Source organism: Alteromonas genovensis (assembly GCF_010500895.1).
Taxonomy (GTDB): Bacteria; Pseudomonadota; Gammaproteobacteria; order Enterobacterales; family Alteromonadaceae; genus Alteromonas; species Alteromonas genovensis.
On the sequence record NZ_JAAAWO010000007.1, the window covers coordinates 160921 to 179027 of the forward strand.

Annotated in this window: 15 protein-coding genes; 2 read left to right on the forward strand and 13 right to left on the reverse strand. The window is 43.5% G+C overall.

Annotated elements, in window-relative coordinates; translation table 11 throughout:
• Positions 1-37: 37 nt before the first annotated feature.
• The 4 genes from GTQ48_RS11245 to GTQ48_RS11260 all read right to left on the reverse strand — a co-directional run bounded on the left by GTQ48_RS11245 (position 38) and on the right by GTQ48_RS11260 (position 6167).
• The gene (locus GTQ48_RS11245) at positions 38-2455 is read right to left on the reverse strand and encodes a PAS domain-containing protein (RefSeq protein ID WP_163106785.1); all 2418 of its coding nucleotides are present in this window, start codon (positions 2453-2455) and stop codon (positions 38-40) included.
• Between the two features lie 317 nt (positions 2456-2772).
• Positions 2773-3783, reverse strand: coding sequence for a zinc-binding alcohol dehydrogenase family protein (locus GTQ48_RS11250; protein WP_163106786.1), 1011 nt, complete (start codon positions 3781-3783; stop codon positions 2773-2775).
• Positions 3784-3798: 15 nt separating this feature from the next.
• Positions 3799-5340 carry a S10 family peptidase gene (locus GTQ48_RS11255; RefSeq protein WP_420837605.1) on the reverse strand — a complete coding sequence of 514 codons (1542 nt, stop codon included), beginning with the start codon at positions 5338-5340 and terminating at the stop codon, positions 3799-3801.
• 242 nt (positions 5341-5582) lie between these two features.
• Positions 5583-6167, reverse strand: a complete 585-nt coding sequence (locus GTQ48_RS11260; protein ID WP_163106788.1) for an acyl carrier protein phosphodiesterase — start codon at positions 6165-6167, stop codon at positions 5583-5585.
• 180 nt (positions 6168-6347) lie between these two features.
• Here GTQ48_RS11260 and miaE point away from each other — a divergent pair, with 180 nt between their 5' ends.
• Entirely contained in the window at positions 6348-7142 is a 795-nt protein-coding gene (gene miaE / locus GTQ48_RS11265; protein WP_163106789.1) for a tRNA isopentenyl-2-thiomethyl-A-37 hydroxylase MiaE, read from the forward strand.
• A gap of 176 nt (positions 7143-7318) precedes the next feature.
• Here the strand turns inward: miaE and GTQ48_RS11270 are convergent, their stop codons facing one another.
• From GTQ48_RS11270 to GTQ48_RS11280, 3 genes are read right to left on the reverse strand one after another with little or no spacing between them, the layout of a single operon-like run.
• The gene (locus GTQ48_RS11270; protein ID WP_163106790.1) at positions 7319-8914 is read right to left on the reverse strand and encodes a M48 family metalloprotease; all 1596 of its coding nucleotides are present in this window, start codon (positions 8912-8914) and stop codon (positions 7319-7321) included.
• A complete protein-coding gene (locus tag GTQ48_RS11275) occupies positions 8904-9278 on the reverse strand; it encodes a hypothetical protein (protein WP_163106791.1) in 375 nt (124 codons plus the stop codon). The genes GTQ48_RS11270 and GTQ48_RS11275 overlap by 11 nt, the downstream gene beginning before the upstream one ends.
• A complete protein-coding gene (locus tag GTQ48_RS11280; RefSeq protein WP_163106792.1) occupies positions 9275-10627 on the reverse strand; it encodes a CHASE2 domain-containing protein in 1353 nt (450 codons plus the stop codon). Before GTQ48_RS11280 ends, GTQ48_RS11275 begins: the two co-directional genes overlap by 4 nt.
• A 580-nt stretch (positions 10628-11207) precedes the next feature.
• Between GTQ48_RS11280 and GTQ48_RS11285 the strand changes: the two genes are divergently transcribed.
• Positions 11208-11807: a Yip1 family protein gene (locus GTQ48_RS11285; protein ID WP_163106793.1), complete on the forward strand. Its 600-nt coding sequence runs from the start codon at positions 11208-11210 to the stop codon at positions 11805-11807.
• Positions 11808-12001: 194 nt separating this feature from the next.
• On the opposite strand, the gene purF is transcribed toward GTQ48_RS11285, so the two are convergent.
• From purF to truA, 6 genes are all read right to left on the reverse strand, one after another.
• Entirely contained in the window at positions 12002-13522 is a 1521-nt protein-coding gene (gene purF / locus GTQ48_RS11290; protein ID WP_163106794.1) for an amidophosphoribosyltransferase, read from the reverse strand.
• Positions 13523-13536: 14 nt separating this feature from the next.
• The gene (locus GTQ48_RS11295) at positions 13537-14025 is read right to left on the reverse strand and encodes a CvpA family protein (RefSeq protein ID WP_163106795.1); all 489 of its coding nucleotides are present in this window, start codon (positions 14023-14025) and stop codon (positions 13537-13539) included.
• A gap of 165 nt (positions 14026-14190) precedes the next feature.
• Positions 14191-14817, reverse strand: a complete 627-nt coding sequence (locus GTQ48_RS11300; RefSeq protein WP_163106796.1) for an SPOR domain-containing protein — start codon at positions 14815-14817, stop codon at positions 14191-14193.
• A gap of 63 nt (positions 14818-14880) precedes the next feature.
• On the reverse strand, positions 14881-16182 hold the full coding sequence (gene folC / locus GTQ48_RS11305; RefSeq protein WP_163106797.1) for a bifunctional tetrahydrofolate synthase/dihydrofolate synthase: 1302 nt from the start codon (positions 16180-16182) through the stop codon (positions 14881-14883).
• Positions 16182-17027: an acetyl-CoA carboxylase, carboxyltransferase subunit beta gene (accD, locus tag GTQ48_RS11310; RefSeq protein ID WP_163106798.1), complete on the reverse strand. Its 846-nt coding sequence runs from the start codon at positions 17025-17027 to the stop codon at positions 16182-16184. The genes folC and accD overlap by 1 nt, the downstream gene beginning before the upstream one ends.
• A gap of 243 nt (positions 17028-17270) precedes the next feature.
• A complete protein-coding gene (gene truA / locus GTQ48_RS11315) occupies positions 17271-18062 on the reverse strand; it encodes a tRNA pseudouridine(38-40) synthase TruA (RefSeq protein ID WP_163106799.1) in 792 nt (263 codons plus the stop codon).
• Positions 18063-18107 lie beyond the last annotated feature (45 nt).

Here is an 18107-nt window from a genome sequence, read left to right on the forward strand (position 1 = left end):
ACAGCAGAAAATAGTAGCTGTGACGCTTACAGGCAAACTATCGACTGTATTGCTTTAACATGCCAAACAGTTGATTCATGTCTATTGGTTTGCCTAAATGACTGTCGAACCCTTCCTCTAAATAATAGGCTACGTCTTCAGGCATTACATTAGCGGTAAGCGCAATAACAGGAATATGCTTTTTCATTGCGCTTATTTGTCTATGGGCTTCCACACCATCCATTTCCGGCATATGTATATCCATTAGAATGAGGTCAAAGTCTTCTTCTTGTAACGCATCAACCGCTTGCTTGCCGTTATCCACCATGGTTATTGCAGCCATCGTATCTTCTAGCATGGTTTGAATAACCACTTGGTTAATAGCATTGTCCTCAGCAATCAGTATCTTTTTGTTAGACATTAATGGGGCAGACAGTGACTTTTTAGCCCTAGTTTGCGTATCAACTTGTGTTGGCTCAAGTGGCAAAAACACGGTTATTGTTGTGCCAGTACCTTCAATACTGTTGAGCTTAATATCTCCATTCATCAAGTCTATTAAGCTTAATGTGATAGCCATGCCCAGTCCTGTACCACCATAACGCCGAGTGGTGCTGGTATCGGCTTGAGCAAAACGTTCGAATATGCGCTGTTGGGCTTCTTTGCTCATGCCTATGCCAGAGTCGATAACTTTTATGGCTATCATTTGTTTGCCCTTGTGTTCGCAATTGGCAACTTTTATTCTCACAGAGCCCTTGCTGGTAAACTTCACAGCATTCGAAACAAGGTTCAAGAGTATTTGTTTTACCCTAACAATGTCACCAATCCAGCCATCTTCAAAATTATCATCTATATCGACAGAATAGGCCACGCCCTTGCTGCTTAGCATTTCATCCATGTCGTATTTAACAGCACTAAGTACCTCTAATAACGAAAATGGCGCAAGCTCAATACTGAGTTTATTCGACTCAATTTTTGAATAGTCGAGAATATCGTTAATAATGGTGAGCAAACTTTGTGCTGAGAATGCGGAGTTATCGAGAATCGTACGAAGGTTTCCTTGGATATCTGAGTTTCTCAACAACTGAAGACCACCAAGAATGGCATTCATAGGCGTACGTATTTCATGGCTCATATTCGCAAGAAAATCACTTTTCGCTGTTGCTGCTGCCTCTGCTCGCAGCTTTTCTTGCTCAAGCACCTTCATAGTCTCGACTTTATCGGTAATATCGTAGTTAACACCAATGGCTTTTACTGGCTTCCCTGCGTCATTGCGAAGAATAATAGCGTTGGCCTTGAGGTGTTTAATCTTACCGTTTGGCACTACCACACGAAACTGAGTATCAAATTTAACATCGTTTTCTATTGAATAATCGAGCAGTGCTCTTACATCGTCAATGTCATCCGGGTGTATGGTGTTTTCCCATGCTTCAAATGCACCGGTAAACTGCTCTTCGGACACACCGTAAAGCAAGTACATCCACTTATCCCAAAGCAGCTCTTCGGTAATGAGGTCGAACTCCCACACTCCCATACCAAGAGCATCGTTAGCGACCTGTAGCCGTATTGATTCTGCGACCGCCCGTTCACGAACTTTTTGTTTCTGTGCCTCTATCTGCTTTTGCGGCGTTATATCTTGAAAAACGCCGAATAGCCCTGTGCACTCACCACTATCAAATTGAGGTCGTCCTTGAGCCCTTACCCAAATATTTCGCCCGGTTGCAGTGACAAGTTCAAGCTCTAGGTTCCAAGACTTACCCTCGCTGATCCCTGCCTCTACCGCCTCAGTTATTAGCCTTTGGCTTTCTCCTGGCTTATAAAAATTGATGCCTTCTTCTAGATTTGGTTCATAGTCGAGCGGCACCTCATGAATGCGTTTTGTTTGGTCGCTCCAAACTACCTTACTTGTTTGTAAATTGACTTCCCACGTGCCGATATTGGCGGTTTTTTCGAGTTCATCCAGTAACGTGGCCTGCTTTTGAAAAGCGAGCTTCTGCTTTTTCTCATACTCTGTTCGCGCCTGTTCCTGTTCTTTGATGTCGGAAACATCCGTCTGCGCACCAAGCATTCGAATAGGTTTACCTTCACTGTTTCTTATCGCAACGCCACGACAGCGAACCCAAATAGTGTGTCCCGATTTATGGGTGTATCTCATGACCTGCTCGAAGGTTGAGTCCTTATCGGCATAATGACTTTCTAAATTTTGAAGGGCTACTTTAACGTCGTCTTTATTGACAATATTTTGCCACTCGGACTTAAGGTGTTGTTTACTGGTAGGGTCGTAACCGAGTATTTTCCAGAAGGTGGGACTCATCCAGCCTTTTTCAGGATTTTCCAGATCCCAAAACCAAACCCCATCAAGAGCAGAACTCTCAATGAAATTAAACAAGCGGTCATCACTTTTTAATAAATCTTTTAATTCAGTGAAGAGGTAATGATCACTACCAATATTAGTTAAGGCCAAACTCTTCTCACTCATTAGGAGGAACATTTACAGAGGGTTGTAAACGTTATAGTAAAACCAGCATAGCAGTAATATCAGGCTAAATAGAACTTGTAATAACATCTATTTATACTGATTTAAGGAGGGATAGATTAAAAAATAGTGTTTATACGTTTCAGCAAGGTGATATCGTCACGTGTAACAGCTGCACTTGCTATGCTTGTTATTAATCACCGAGATGATTTTTCTCTTCAAATAGGCTTCCTTCCAGTAATGCTGCATTAATGAAACACACGACGAACACGAAAAAGGGCGTATAAACGCCCTTCTTGTCACTTAGTGATAGGTATTTTTTAAAAACCTTCTAGCACGAGTTTACCGACAGCGGTTCCGGCCTCAAGCTGCTTGTGCGCAGTAATAAGGTTTTCGGCATTTATTTTCCCTAAATGCTTACCCACTGTGGTTTTGATTTTTTTACTATCAACCAAATCGGCGACATGTTTTAGCAGACGGTGCTGTTCAATCATATCGTCGGTTTTAAACATGGAGCGAGTGAACATAAACTCCCAATGCAGCGACAAACTTTTTTGCTTAAGCTTCGATACATCAATACTTTCAGGGTCGTCAATTAACGCTAGCCTGCCTCTTGGTTTCATTACCTCAACGAACATCTCTATATTGGCTTCGGAATTAGTTAAGCTGGCAACGTGAGTTACCTGCCCTACATCAAGTGCCTTTATTTGCTCGGCCATAGGTTTACTGTGGTCGATAACATGATCAGCGCCAAGGGACTTAACCCACGATTTCGTCTCATCTCGAGACGCTGTGGCGATAACTGTAGCGCCAGTTAGCACCTTCAGTAGCTGCAGCATAATAGAGCCTACTCCGCCTGCGGCGCCAACCACGAGCACCACTTCATCACTTTTTTCTTGTTGCTGTTTTAGCAGCAGGTGATCAAAGAGTAATTCGTAAGCCGTGATGGTAGTCAGCGGCAGCGCTGCCGCCTCGCTATCAGAGAGCGACTTTGGCGCTATTGCTACAATACGCTCATCAACCAATTGATACTCTGCGTTGGTGCCTTGACGAGTAAGGTCTCCCGCGTAATACACGCGGTCGCCCACCGCGAATGCCGTGACATCGCTTCCTACTTCTTCCACTACGCCAACGGCATCCCAACCAAGTATTTTTGGTTGTCCTTGTGGCTCAACCCGTTGCCTAATTTTGCAATCTACTGGGTTAACGGCGATGGCACTAATTTTTACAAGTAAATCGGTGCCTGTTGCACTGGGCTTTTCAACTTCGATATCTTCTAACGCATTTTCATCAACTATCGCCAACGAGCGAGTGTAGCCTACGGCCTTCATTGTCAACCCCTTTAATTAACGTTTATACATAGCAGGCATACCTTCACCAGGCGTGCTGTTTTTAATGAACTCGCGTAAATCTTGATTCGATGATTTCAAGTCGTCACGACGAAGATACATCATATGCCCGCTTCTGTAGCCTTTAAAGCTTAATCGGTCTTTCATTGCACCGCTGTGATCTAGCTGCCACATGGTGTATTTGGCATCAAAATAATTGGTTGCACCATCGTAATAACCAGCTTGGATCATGACATTTAAATAGGGGTTTTGAGCCATCGCTAGGCGCAAATTGCTTCCCGTATTGTTATTGCTTCTGTCCCACGGACGAACGGGACCAAACATGTTGTATTTAATGTCGGTTTTATACGCTAGCTCTTCGCGGAGATAGTAGTTAATGGCAGGCGTAAACGAGTGTAGCCAAGAGGTAAGCTCGGCCCAGTAGTCTGGTCTATCACCACTTTGCTTAGCATCAATACCTAAATAACGACTGTCTAGTCTGCCAAGGGTTTTGCCTTCATCGCGCAGCAGCTCTTTCCAGAAAAACGCGGTACTGACATCTAAATTGTTCTGCGAAACAGCGTCTTCACTCAACCCAGAGTAACGAGCCATTTTTGCCAACACTTTGCGTTTTTCTTCTGGCTCGATGAAGCCGCCTTTCGCTAATGCCGGTATTAGCTCGTTAATAGTAAAGTCTTCTACCTCTGGCAGTAATTCAAGCAGGTCCTTGCTTTGAAGCTCTGAATCTAGCTTATTGTGGTACCACGCTGCCGCAGCAAAGTAAGGTAAGCGGTTAGCCGCTTTTACCGGGCCATTACGCTCAATACCAATATCGGTTGGAGAAACTAAAATAACGCCATTTAAATACATCCACTGACGATTTTGTAATTCAAGGGCAAGGCCTGACACTCGCGTAGTACCGTAGCTTTCGCCGATGAGGTATTTAGGAGAGCGCCAGCGATTGTTTCTGGTAACAAAGGTATTTACCCAATCTGCAAGGTAGCTAATATCGGCATTAACGCCGAAAAACATTTTTTTCTGCTCTTCCTGTGACGGCATTTTGCCCTCGGCATTAGGCAACACTCTGCTATAGCCTGTATTAACCGGGTTAACAAACACAATGTCAGCGGCATCTAATACTGAGTATGGGTTGGTTTGCACGCCGTAAGGCTGCACTGGATAGCCTTCGTCATCGATATTGAGAATACGAGGCCCTGTATACGCCACATGCATCCATACTGACGCAGAGCCAGGCCCGCCGTTAAATGAAATGATAAGGGGTCTTTTGGCATCATCTTTTACATCGGTGCGCTTGTAGTAAGTGTAAAAAAGCGTTGCGACAGCTTCATCCTTACTATTCCATACGGGCTGGGTGCCAGTAGTGGCACTGTATTTAACCCGCTTGCCTAAAATTTTGGTCTCATGTTCGGTTACAACTTTACTGTCTATTTCGATAGCACGGTCGTGTTCTTGTGCAATAGCGTTAAACGTAAATAGTGAAAGAAACAGCAGACAATACGACGCTGCCGCTTTACGAGTGTTTGAGTAGGATATTGTCATTTTCATACACGCTTCTTTTTGTTTGGATTATTGACACAACCACTATAACCCTAGTGGCTTATTCTCTCTAATTAGAACGATAAGTTAACGAAATTAGTCGATATACCTCTGTAGAGGCTTATTCACACATACGCTCGAAGACAAAGCCTACAGAAAATTCGCAGAGAGATTTCGTAGGTTGAGTTCACGGAGAGAGTTGGCAAAGAGAGTGCAATTCCGCTAAGGGCGGTTAATCTGGGCGATTAATTTTCTATCGCCTTTTCATTAACATGCTCAATAAGCTCAGGAAGAAACGAGAGAAACACACTCTCCAATTTAGCTTTATTGCTTGCAATATCATCCACACTTTTATGAAAGTCATTTTTAAAGCGAATGCGTTTCGCTACCACTGTAATAGCCTTAGCAATTCCCTCTTCTCTTGCGTAATCGTCGAACCAGTTATGAGTGATCATATGGCCAACGCTATGCTGCATTGTGCGTGGCATTTGCGGCAGCCGCGTTTCTAGCAGTTCAAATCGCTGAGAGCAAAATGATGAAAATGGCTGGTCAGCAAAACGAGCCCAATGTTTAATTAACAGGTGATCAAAGTAGATATCAATAGCGACGGGAGCGTATCGACGCCTGCTTTGATGAAACAGTGTTTTCGCTTCTTTCACTAAGTCGTGTTGGTCAGTGAATTTATCCACTACATAATGATTCTCAAGCCCCCGCTGCACATACGGTGAAAAAGAAGTGACATCGACTCCTCGACGAAAGTCGCCTAGCAAATTACCAAATTGGGAATCTGCCGTTGGTTTAGCGAGAAAAAGATGAGCTAAATAATTCATAATGTTGTTTGGTTCTTATTTCGGTTGTGTGTAACAGGGGCCATCAGGTAAAATTTGTAAACAATAGTCAGCAACGCTGCTAAGCAGTCAGCGCTTATGCTGTCAGTTCATGCATCCAGCATTATTACAAGAATGCTAATCGTAACAGTTTTCACGTCATTTCATCAGGTAAGTACATTAATGTCTGCAATATCATCTTCAGAAATATCTTCTCTCCTTGAGCCAGTAAATGCGTTTTTGCAATGTAATACACCAGACGCATGGTTAGATGAAGCAAAAAAAGAAGAGAACCTTCGTATGCTGCTTACCGACCACTTAATTTGTGAGTTAAAAGCTGCCCAGAGCGCCATGTACTTGCTTCGCCGTTATGTAGCAGATGAAGAAACCAGTAAAGTACTTCTAGGTTGGCTTAAGCCTTATGAAGATTTTACGTATAGACACGTTGGCGACTGGCAGTCTCTAAACACAAAGCATTTGTCAAAGAGCGTGTTCAATGTCGATGGCTTAGACAGCGTTAAAAAAGACATGTTGGATAAAATGGTGATGTTGATTAAAGAAGAACTTCACCATTTTTATCAAGTGCTTGAGATAATGCATCGCCTTGGGTTTGAGTATAAATCGGTAACATCTAGTCGCTACGCTAACGGACTACTTAAACACGTTCGCACTTACGAGCCAGAAAAGTTAGTAGATAAGCTTATTTGCGGCGCTTACATTGAAGCCCGCTCCTGTGAGCGTTTTGCAAAACTTGCTCCACATGTGTCTGATGAACTCGGCAAGTTTTATGTGTCTTTATTACGTTCAGAAGCTCGTCATTTTGAGGACTATTTGACCCTTGCCGCGGCGATTTCGCCCGTGGACATTACCGAGCGGGTTTCACTTTTCGGCGATGTTGAAAAGCAGCTCATCAAAACGCCAGATGAAGAGTTTAGGTTTCATAGCGGATTCCCTGCTATTGAAAGTTTAATGGCTTAACTGCGCTCGTAAACTGGTTGCTCGAACTCATTTTATTTAAAAAAACGGGCCGCGTTTGAATTTAGCGCAGCCCGTTTTTTATTGTTAAAAGCCTTAGAAACTTTTTGTGAAAGAAGAACTGAGTTAATTCTACACAGCTTTTACCTAGTAAGAATTTCCAACTCTATAATCACTAATTAAGTTATCCTTTCTCTTAATGACTGACAGCTTAATTTAAACTCATCGTATTTTTCACATTTATCAAGAGTGGAAAGAGCTTCCTCATTATTACCAGTATTCGAAAGAGCGATACTTTTTTGCAATATGAATAAGCTTTCATTACCAAATGTATTTTCCGCACTTTCAATAGCAGCAAGAGCATCTTCGAATTTTTGTTGCTTCATCAAACGCTCAACCCTTATTTCTACAAGAGAGGGAGACGCATCCTGCCATCTTTCAATTAAATCTAAATTCTGCATTGCTTTGATGCTGTCACCTTTGGCCATCCGAATGTTATACATAAGCTCTCGCATGTAAGGATGGTTTTTTGTGATTGAAGTTTGCGATTCACGAGCAAGCGACATCGCTGTATCAATATCGCCCGCAGACAAAGCATTAGAGGCTTCAAACGCTACCCTATAACTACTCAGCACCGTTGCAACTTCTGAAACTTCTTTTACTTCATTCCATTTCTGACGATCTACTTTGCGCCTTACCTCATCACGATACACTCTTAGTGCGTAAGACTTTATATTTTCTTCTCTCACATCAGGCGCCATGTGCCGTTTTTGAAAGTAATCAGCGGCAGTTGAAAGAGATGTGCTTAGTCCTTCTACTAGGAATGCGTTAAATTGTTGGCTGATACCTCCTAAATCTCCTGCCTTGAAGGCTCCAGTCAGGGCTTCTTGCTGCTTTTCCCAAAAAGCAGACAGCATGCCTTCTTGCTTTCCTTGAAAGTTTTCTAGCCGTTCTAGCACATGAGAGTGAGCTCGCGGAGAATATCCAGCGGCAATTGCAAGGTCAAACCCTAACAAATCCGCTTCATCTTCTTGGGTTCTCTTCCAAGCCGTATTCCAAACACTATCAGACACCGTTTGTATCACAGCATTGTAAACCATTGCCTTTGAAATATTATCACTGCCCTGCTCGCTTGGGTTATATTCAAGTGTTCTTGATTTACCCTGTTTTACAAAACTAGTGTCTTTCGCAACGTTTGCCATAACAATTGCGCTGGCTAGCATATTGACGTTTTCTTTATTGTCTTGAACTACAGCGTCCCGCTCGTGATGACGCATAAGAATGTGGCTAACCTCATGCGCAATAAGAATAGCTAACTCGTCTTCGCTTTCCACATTGTTCAGTGTACCAATGGGAATGCTTATCATACCGAAGGAATCAGCATAAGGCGCAAAAGACTGAGAATGAACCACTTGAATTTGAACGTTTACTGGACTGCCATCCCATTGAGCCATGAGGTTATCAAGAATACCATCTAGGTATTTTTTTAATCTCGGAGAATGAACGACGTGAGACTGCCGAATTTGCTGCTTTGGAATATCCTTTCCCGAGTAACTGATCACTCCTTCAGTGCCACTAAATTCATCTTCTCGCTGTTTGTATTCAGCAACTTGCGGTTGAGAGATGTACTTTCCATCGAAGCTATTGTGAATACTCTTGCCAGTGAGGTTACCCATTGCATCGCCCACTCCTTCAATAGTGCTTTGACAAGCACTGATAGCGCATAAAGAGCCCAAAATAATGGTTAGCTTAGTAAAAGTAGAATTAATTCGCATTTTCACACGCTCCCCCAAAACCCATGGTGCCGGTTTCTCTTTTATCCTTTGCCCCTGTCTCACTTATTTTATAACAGGGTAAATCGACTACCTTCCCTTTATTCAGCTGTACGAAATATGTATCCAGCCACACTACCTCTCCCTTTGAATTCTTTATTTTAACGAGGTCGAGTACATCGTTTCTCTCAAGTACGGGTATGTCAGTGCTTGGAAGAGTGTCTACGGCGACCGTTGCAATTACCTTCCCTTTTGCATCGAGTGTTTCAATTTCCTCAACACTAAAGCCTGTAATGGCTAACGGTTCATTTGCTATTACACTAAACGTCATGAGTAACGTTAGCGCGGCAGAATATTTTTTCATCATACGATTTTCTCCTTGGTAAGACCTTTAAGGTATGTAATAGATGTTTTTAACGGTGTGAACAGCCTTATTTTTACTGCAAAAATAGAGAGGATAAGTGTTAACTGTGCTACCCAATTGATTGGTTCAAAATTAAGTAGATATGAAAAAACGATAACGACAGCTAAGAGAAGTACAACAAGAATTATGGCCGAGACCGCTATAAACCTTTTATCGCTTGCACCAATAGTCTTGCTTTCAGACTGCCTTTCAGCAACTTTCTCTCGCCACATAAAGACCAGCAGAAACAATAAGCAATCGGTTATATCTGCCAAATCGATACTACCCAAAACCGTTGGTGCAGGTCTGAAATACTGTTCTTTGTACGTTATCAAGTTATCAAGTGCCATTGCGTGAAAATAAACCCCGGCTACTTTTCCATGAACAGGTGAATATACTTCATCACGTGCACCTTGAATTAATGCGCCAACCATCACGAACTTGTCTTTTAAAAGATCTTTCAAAATCTTTTTATCCTCACTTTTAGTGGCAGATAAATAGTCTGGTGGCAACGTAGTGGAGTAAGCACAACGTTGACGCCACTCTGGCACAAATTTCCAAAATACCTCTGACAGAAGAATTTGCGACATTATTGTCAGCGTATATTGCTCTGACATGCAGCTTGCATTATTCGTCAAGCTGTACTGGGCGCTAGATAGTTCCATTCCCCATTGCAAAGCAATTGGCGGTGGCGCTTCAGGAATAGAACACTGAGAGTCACCGTTGCAATATTGGCTGTATAGGGCAAAGGCAGGGGTAGATAAAGAATCAATCTGTGAGGGATAGTAGCTGTCGTAACCGTCCCATTGAACTATTACCGGATCAGTACTTGAAAAGAAATTGGAGCCGGACAGCGCCGAATTATTAACACGTGGAAGATAGATCGGTACTCTTGAGCTGTACCTATTAAAAATATTGGCTAATGGCTCGGGGGAATCTCCCCGCGCAGACCTATCATGTGTGTAAAGTAGATCAACAAAAAGCCCTTTTGGCTCGTATGATAAAATTCGTTTAAATAAACCGGCTTGCTGAACGTAAGAGAGGGGCCAACTCAATCCATTGTTGTTGAGATAATCATCATTTATGAGCACCACGACAATTTCGTCTTGCCCTTTACTGCTATAGTAAAGGGCATTTACCCTATTTAGGATATCTGCAGATGCATTGTCAGTCGCAGTGGTTATCTTAAACGGATCGAGAAGGATTAAGAATACTAGCGCTACAGAGCGAATCCACAACCCTAGTCTTCCCCAATGCCGGCTTTCAGCAAATGCTATAAAATATAATACGAGCGCTTTAATGATTATGTCCATATCTATCATTGTTAACCCTAGTATTTACCGTTGGGTGTGTATTTGTCAATAACGCTGTAAAAATGTACTGATCTTAAAAGTTTGATTGGATAAACTCAGTTCTCACATATATAGCCTTGACCGAAACACTCTAAACGTTATAAACACAGCCTCCGCCGAACAGACGATTATTTAGTCAATATTTATTGACGCCCGTATGTTCTTACTGCACACTGAAATTGTAAAAATATTGTTAACGGCAGTTAGCGGCGTGCTAATTCAAGCTCGATATAAGCGCTGATGTAAGCGCCAGTGTAAGTAAGAAAACTGCAAGTTTGAAACTTATAGCTTCGAAAGCTGTAAAACTCGAGAACTTGAAAGTTAAAGAGTTCAAAGCTTGAGAAACAGCAAGCACGCTTTATGTATTTTGAGTCAATAACAGGCGGTCACTGGTTTACTTATAAATAAACCGCGTGTTTACCTTACCGAGATCACTCTACTTTGTTCGCTTTGATGCGTTCACTTTAGGGTAAAACCTCACTGCCAAAACAATACACTCGTTCGTTTTTATAATAATAACGTTGTTAAAAAGGCAGGGACTATGATTCTAAATCACCTCATCGGTATCTACACTCATCCAAGAGAAGAGTGGCAGACAATTGATACTAAACACGAAAACTATTTCTACGCGCTTACCCATATTGCATTTATTGCACTTATTCCTTCTGTTGTTGCTTATTATTCTAGCGCTCATACAGGCTGGAGCATTGGTGCAGGTGACGTTATTAGACTTAGCGAAAACAGCGCTATTATGATGGGCATAGGCATGTACTTCGGTTTAATCGCTGGGGTGGTTGCGCTAGCGCTTTTAATTCATGAGCTTGCAAAAGCGTTTGACAGCTCGCCTACCTACACACAATCACTTGAGCTTGCCGCCTACACAGCCACTCCCATATTTATGGTGGGCTTAGCCGGTCTTTACCCTGAATTATGGGTGGTGATGACGGCACTGTTAGTGGGCATTAGCTACTCGGTTTATTTGCTCTACTCTGGTGTTCCCATTCTTATGCATATGCATGAAGACAAAGGCTTTATTTATTCTAGCTCGGTGGTTACTTGCGGCCTTGTGTTGTTAGTAATATTAATGACTGGCTCGGTGTTAGTGTGGGGATTATCAGGTGGGCCTGTTTTTATTCATTAACGTGGTGATGTTAACTGGTTTGACGTTATCGGGTTTGACGTTATCGTATTAGCAATAAACACAAAAATGCCGCTTTAAAAGCGGCATTTTTAATGGTTACTTTTCAGAGTGTCATCTCTGCACACTGACCTTAGCAATAGTGAGCACAATAGTGTTCAAAACAGCATTCACGAAAGTACGCGTACGTGCATCAACTAGTTAGAGTCCATGTTATGAACATCTAAATTGCTCAGCTCAGCCTGCATGGTTGGCGCTTGGTTCGATTTTTCACCACGAGACATATCAATTCGCTCTAAATATTCTTGGTCTATGTCTGCGGTAATATAGTTTCCGTCAAACACTGATGTTTCAAAACGCTGAATACTTTCGTTTTCTTCACGAACCGCTTCTACTAGGTCTGAAATGTCTTGGAAGATAAGACCATCTGCCTGGATTAAGTCTGCTATTTGATCAATCTCACGGCCATAGGCAATGAGCTCGTTAGCGGATGGCATATCTATGCCATACACATTTGGAAAACGTATTTCAGGTGCTGCTGAAGCGAAGTAAACCTTTTTGGCTCCTGACTCTCTTGCCATTTCGATAATCTGGCCTGACGTAGTGCCGCGAACGATAGAATCATCGACTAGCAGTACACTCTTACCTTTAAACTCAGACGAAATCGCATTTAGCTTTCGGCGAACTGACTTTTTACGTAACGTCTGGCCCGGCATAATAAAGGTGCGGCCAATGTAGCGGTTTTTCACAAAACCTTGTCGATACGGTAATTCAAGAGTAGTCGCGATTTGTAGCGCTACATCCATCGACGTTTCAGGAATAGGAATAACCACGTCGATATCTAAATCAGACCATTCACGCTTAATCTTTTCACCGAGCTTTCTACCCATATTTACACGTGATGCATACACTGAGATGCCGTCGATAAAGCTATCGGGGCGGGCAAAGTATACAAATTCAAAAATACAGGGCGAGGTAATTGGGTTTTCCGAGCACTGGCGAGTATGCAACTGGCCTTCTTCGGTGATAAACACGGCTTCACCTGGCGCCACATCGCGAACGAACTGAAAGCCTACAGCATCAATAGCGACACTTTCCGAGGCAACCATCCACTCTTCCCCCACTTCCGTCATTCGCTTACCTAACGCAAGTGGGCGAATGCCGTGAGGGTCGCGAAAAGCAACAATACCTTGGCCGATGATGGCTGCAACCACCGCATACGCGCCGCGAATTTTCTTATGTACCTTTGTGACCACTTCAAAAATGTGCTCGGCACTTACGCTTAAGCCAGCAACTTGTTGTAACTCGTGGGCTAAGATATTAAGCAATAATTCAGAATCAGATGTCGTGTTGATATGGCGACGAGCAATGCGGAATACTTCCTGCTGAAGGTCGTGGGCATTGGTTAAGTTACCGTTGTGAGCAAACGCTATACCAAACGGTGAGTTAACATAGAAAGGCTGTGCCTCCGCTGAACTTGATGTTCCCGCTGTTGGGTATCTAACATGCCCAATCCCCATATTACCCGTTAAACGCTTCATATGGCGGGTGTGGAAAACGTCTCGCACCAAGCCATTGGCCTTGCGTAAGTTAAACATATTCTGATCGATAGTCATTATACCTGCAGCATCCTGCCCGCGGTGCTGAATAACCGTCAAACCGTCATAAAGAGACTGAGCTACGGGGGTTTTACCAACTATTCCGACAATACCACACATGTGCGTTACCTATTTTAAACGGGATTTAAGAAACTGGATGAGCCTTTCACATACGTGAAAAACCACTCAATAATGACACCAAACTCAGGAATAAGTACCGACGCCTGCCACCACAATGCGGTTGCAGCACCTGTAAAGGTATCCATAAAAAAGAGTAAAGCGCTAACAATGAGAACACCGCGCAATGCGCCAAAAACAATGCCTAATGCACGGTCGGTGCCTGATAAGCCTGTGGCTTGAACTAGCTGGCTAAACACATAGTTAACCATGCCACCTAGTATAAGTGTAGAGACAAATAATGCCGCAATAGCTGCGCCATTTTTAATGTAAGGATCGTCTATGGCAGTAAAGTAAACAGCAAGGTCGGCATAAAAATTACTGGAAATGAAGAGTGCAGAAAACCACACCACAAGGGAAATGGCCTCTTTAACAAACCCTCTAATAAGGCTTATTAAGGTCGATACCGCAATGATACCCAATATGGAGAAGTCAACCCAGTTCATTGTCTCTTTATTGCGTTGATGTTGCCTAACTTATGCTAGACAAACTGCCGTTGGCGAGATGGCGCGCATTCTAACAGAAGCCAAAAATATTACTAGTCTGTAGTAAACAGTCTGTAACAAATTAGCTCCTCTATTAGTATAAAAACGCGGCTTTAATTTTTCAGGTTACTCTACTTTGAAGGTTGTGACCTTGCCTTTAAGCTTAGTGAGTTCCTTTAAATGCGGCAGTGCCGACTCGAGCTTTTGTTTGTCTAAATCTGGCCCGACAAAAACTTTGTTCAGTAACCCTGAGCTGGTTTGGATTTTACGACTAAACGCTCGATAACCAGCGCGCTCAAGCTTCGCCAGTAAGCTTTTTACATTTTTTTCGTGTCTGAAGCTTCCCAGCTGAATAACCCACCCTGCATCCTCTTCAGCAAGGTCATTGCTAGCTTCTATTACGGTTTGGCTGGCAAGCTCATCTTTGGGCTCAGGAGAAGTTGAAGTCGTTTGCGTGTCATCGCTTGCTTGCAATTCGCTGGCCTGTAACTCGGTCTTCTCTTGAGACTCGTATACATCGTCAAGCGCTTCGGCTTCTTCAACTTCAACTTCTGGCACGGCGGCTCGTGCAACGCGCTCAGAAGGAAATGGCTCAGGCTCTACTATTGGCTTTATCGGTGGATTTGCAGGAACTGAAACGAAAGGCTCTCGGTTCGTCTGTTTTTTGCCATCGAGAAAGTCAGGTAAGAAAATAACGGCAAGGGCCACTATGATAATGGTTCCTACCAATCTATTCTTTAATGCCGATGTCACTGCTGTCTCCTGCTTGAATGACTGCGCCCGTTCCCTTAAAAATTGAAAGGGCGAATTCGCGATTTATTGGCTTTGCTTTACAAGCACATCTGCCACGGTAACAAATGATCCAAACACTAATATAAGCTCATTTGCCTGATAATCTGCAAGTGCACTTTCATAAGCTAGGGTAACATTGTCGTATGTGGCTATATTCTCTATGGTTGTGCCGGCATTCACAAGGGCATTTTCAAGAACCTGCGCTTCACAGCCCCTAAAACCTTGGGTACTTGCTACATACCAAGAAGCATTAAGTGACGATAAGGGTGCTAGCGTTTCAGCGATTGATTTGTCTTTCAGCATGCCTACCACAACGCGGTACTTATCGACCTTATACCGAGATAGCCACTCTTGCATTGACGCAGTGGCTTGAGGATTATGCGCCACATCTACCACTACAAGAGGTAGCTCACTTATTTGCTGCTGACGCCCCGGCATGGTTGTGCTGCGTATAATGGTATTCAGCGCGGCTTCTTCGGGTAATAAATCAAGCATTTCTAGGGCCGCTAATGCTGTGCTGGCATTTTGAAGCGGAATATTCGGGTAAGGAAGCGCTGTGAAGGTATGCTCTTGCCCCTTCCAATGCCATTCACTATGATCAGCTTCTACAGCAGCGGTGAAATCTTTTGTCGCCCAGCGAGCGTTCACCTGAAGCTCGTCAACAACGTCATAAAGTGATGACGGTGGGAACAAATCCCCAATAACAGCATTGCCGTTTAACCGCATTATGCCGGCTTTCTCTCGGGCTATTTTTTCACGCGTATTACCAAGCCAGTCTTGGTGATCGAGGTCAATGGTGGTAATCACAGCTAAATCGGGGTCGATAATATTTGTGGCGTCTAGCCGTCCACCTAAGCCTACTTCCAATATGGTGATATCCACCTGCCAGTCTTGCATCATTTTCATTGCCGCAAGGGTGCTAAATTCGAAATAGGTGAGCGTTATGTCGCCCCGAGCACTTTCTATAAATTCAAACGCATCGACAAAGGCTTGCTGTTGGGCAAGTTCACCATTAATACGAACGCGCTCGCAATAATCAATAAGGTGTGGAGAACTGTACACTGCTACCGTTTTTCCCTGCGACAGCAACGACTGTTCAAGAAGGCGGCATGTTGTGCCCTTGCCATTGGTACCGGCAACAGTAATGACAAGTGATTCACTGAGGTTAAGCGACATGGCGTTTGCCACGTCTTTCACTCTTTCTAACCCCATATCAATGGCGCTAGGATGAATTGATTCTAGGTAGGATAGCCATTGGCCCAGGCTTTTTTTATCAACAGATGGTGTTTGCTCTGAGCCAATGTTTTTATTGTTTTCGTTATTCACTAATTTTTGTAATGCAACTTGGTCAACAAGCCGTGTAATTTATCACGCATATCTCTGCGGTCAACAATCATATCGATTGCGCCTTTTTCTACGAGAAATTCACTGCGCTGAAACCCTTCAGGAAGTTTTTCACGAACGGTTTGTTCAATAACGCGAGGACCCGCAAAACCAATTAAGGCTTTAGGCTCAGCAACGTTAATGTCACCTAGCATGGCTAAACTTGCAGACACACCGCCCATTGTTGGATCAGTAAGTACTGATATATAAGGCAGACCTTTCTTGCTCATTTTGGCCAGTGCAGCAGAGGTTTTCGCCATTTGCATTAACGACATGAGGGCTTCTTGCATACGCGCGCCGCCACTGGCAGAAAAACAAATAAGCGGCGTATTGTGTTCAAGGCATGCATTCACTGCAGCAACAAATCGTGCACCAACTACTGAGGCCATTGAGCCGCCCATAAAGGCAAATTCAAAACATGCCACCACAACAGGCATGCCTTTCACTTTTCCCTGCATAACCACTAGCGCGTCTTTTTCATTGGTCGACTTTTGCGCCGCGGCAATACGATCTTTATAACGCTTAGAGTCTTTAAATTTTAATAAGTCTTGAGGCTCGTGCTGGGCACCAAGCTCTACGCGATCGCCCTCGTCTAAAAACGCATCAATACGACGGCGGGCGGTTATGCGCATGTGGTGGTCGCACTTAGGACAGACTTCTAGTAATTTTTCTAATTCAGTTTTGTACAATACTGCCTGACAAGAGCCACACTTTGTCCAAATTCCTTCAGGTACATTGCCCTTTGTTGAAGTTTGCGTGCGTGGAAGTATTTTTTGAATCCAGCTCATGGAAATTGAATCCTTTGTTTTGATTGCCGGTATTTGTTTTTAATCTTGAGTACCAGCAATACATTAATTTATGTCTTTGACAGCGTTACAAGAAAAAATGCGTAATCTGAAAAAGCAGCTATCTAATATAGCGCGCTATTAGACCACAATACAACGAAATGGAAAAAACAAAACTGGTCTAAGAAGTTAGCTCGGACCAGTTCTGATTGTGTGATAGCTGTGTTTAAGCACTAGGCTTTAACGCTAGCTTTGTGGCAAGAATAATGGACCAAGCGGTCCTTTAGGAAGCCCGTATTCATCGGGATAAGTCACATCAACAAGATAGAGACCATTTGGCTTTGCCGTAGAAGCTGCTTTACTTCTGTCTTTTAGGGCCAATAATTCCTTAATCCACTTTACGGGTTGCTCTCCCGCGCCAATTTCAACCAGCGAGCCCGTAATGTTGCGCACCATGTGATGTAGAAATGCATTGGCTTTAATATCAATAACAACGTAGCGCCCTTGCCGATAAACGTCCACATTCGTCACGTTTCGAAAAGGGGTTTTGCTTTGGCAAAGAGAAGCTCTAAAAGAAGTGAAATCTTGCTCGCCGAGTAACGCTTGAGCAGCCTCGTGCATTTTCGCAGCATCTAAGGGCTTGTGAACATGAGTGACACCGTGATTTAGTATCGCTGGTCGCATTTTACTATTGTGAATAATGTATCTGTAGCGGCGATGAGTAGCAGAGAAGCGCGCATGATAATTATCATCGACATCTTGTGCCCAGGTTACGGCGATGGAGTCTGGCAAGTTGGCGTTAACACCAAGAGTCCAGGCACGTTCAGCGCGATGAGTATCGCAGTCGAAATGAACCACTTGCCCTGTGGCGTGAACACCAGCATCGGTTCTACCTGCGCATTGAACTTGAATTGGCTGATTAGCCACTTTTGATAACGCTTTTTCAAGATACTCTTGAACACTGGGCACTTCTCGTTGGCGTTGCCAACCAAAAACAGAAGCACCGTCGTATTCAATCCCTAAGGCAATTCGCCCCATGATTCTGCTACCTCTTAACTAAAAGCCGCCAAGTGTAGTCATATG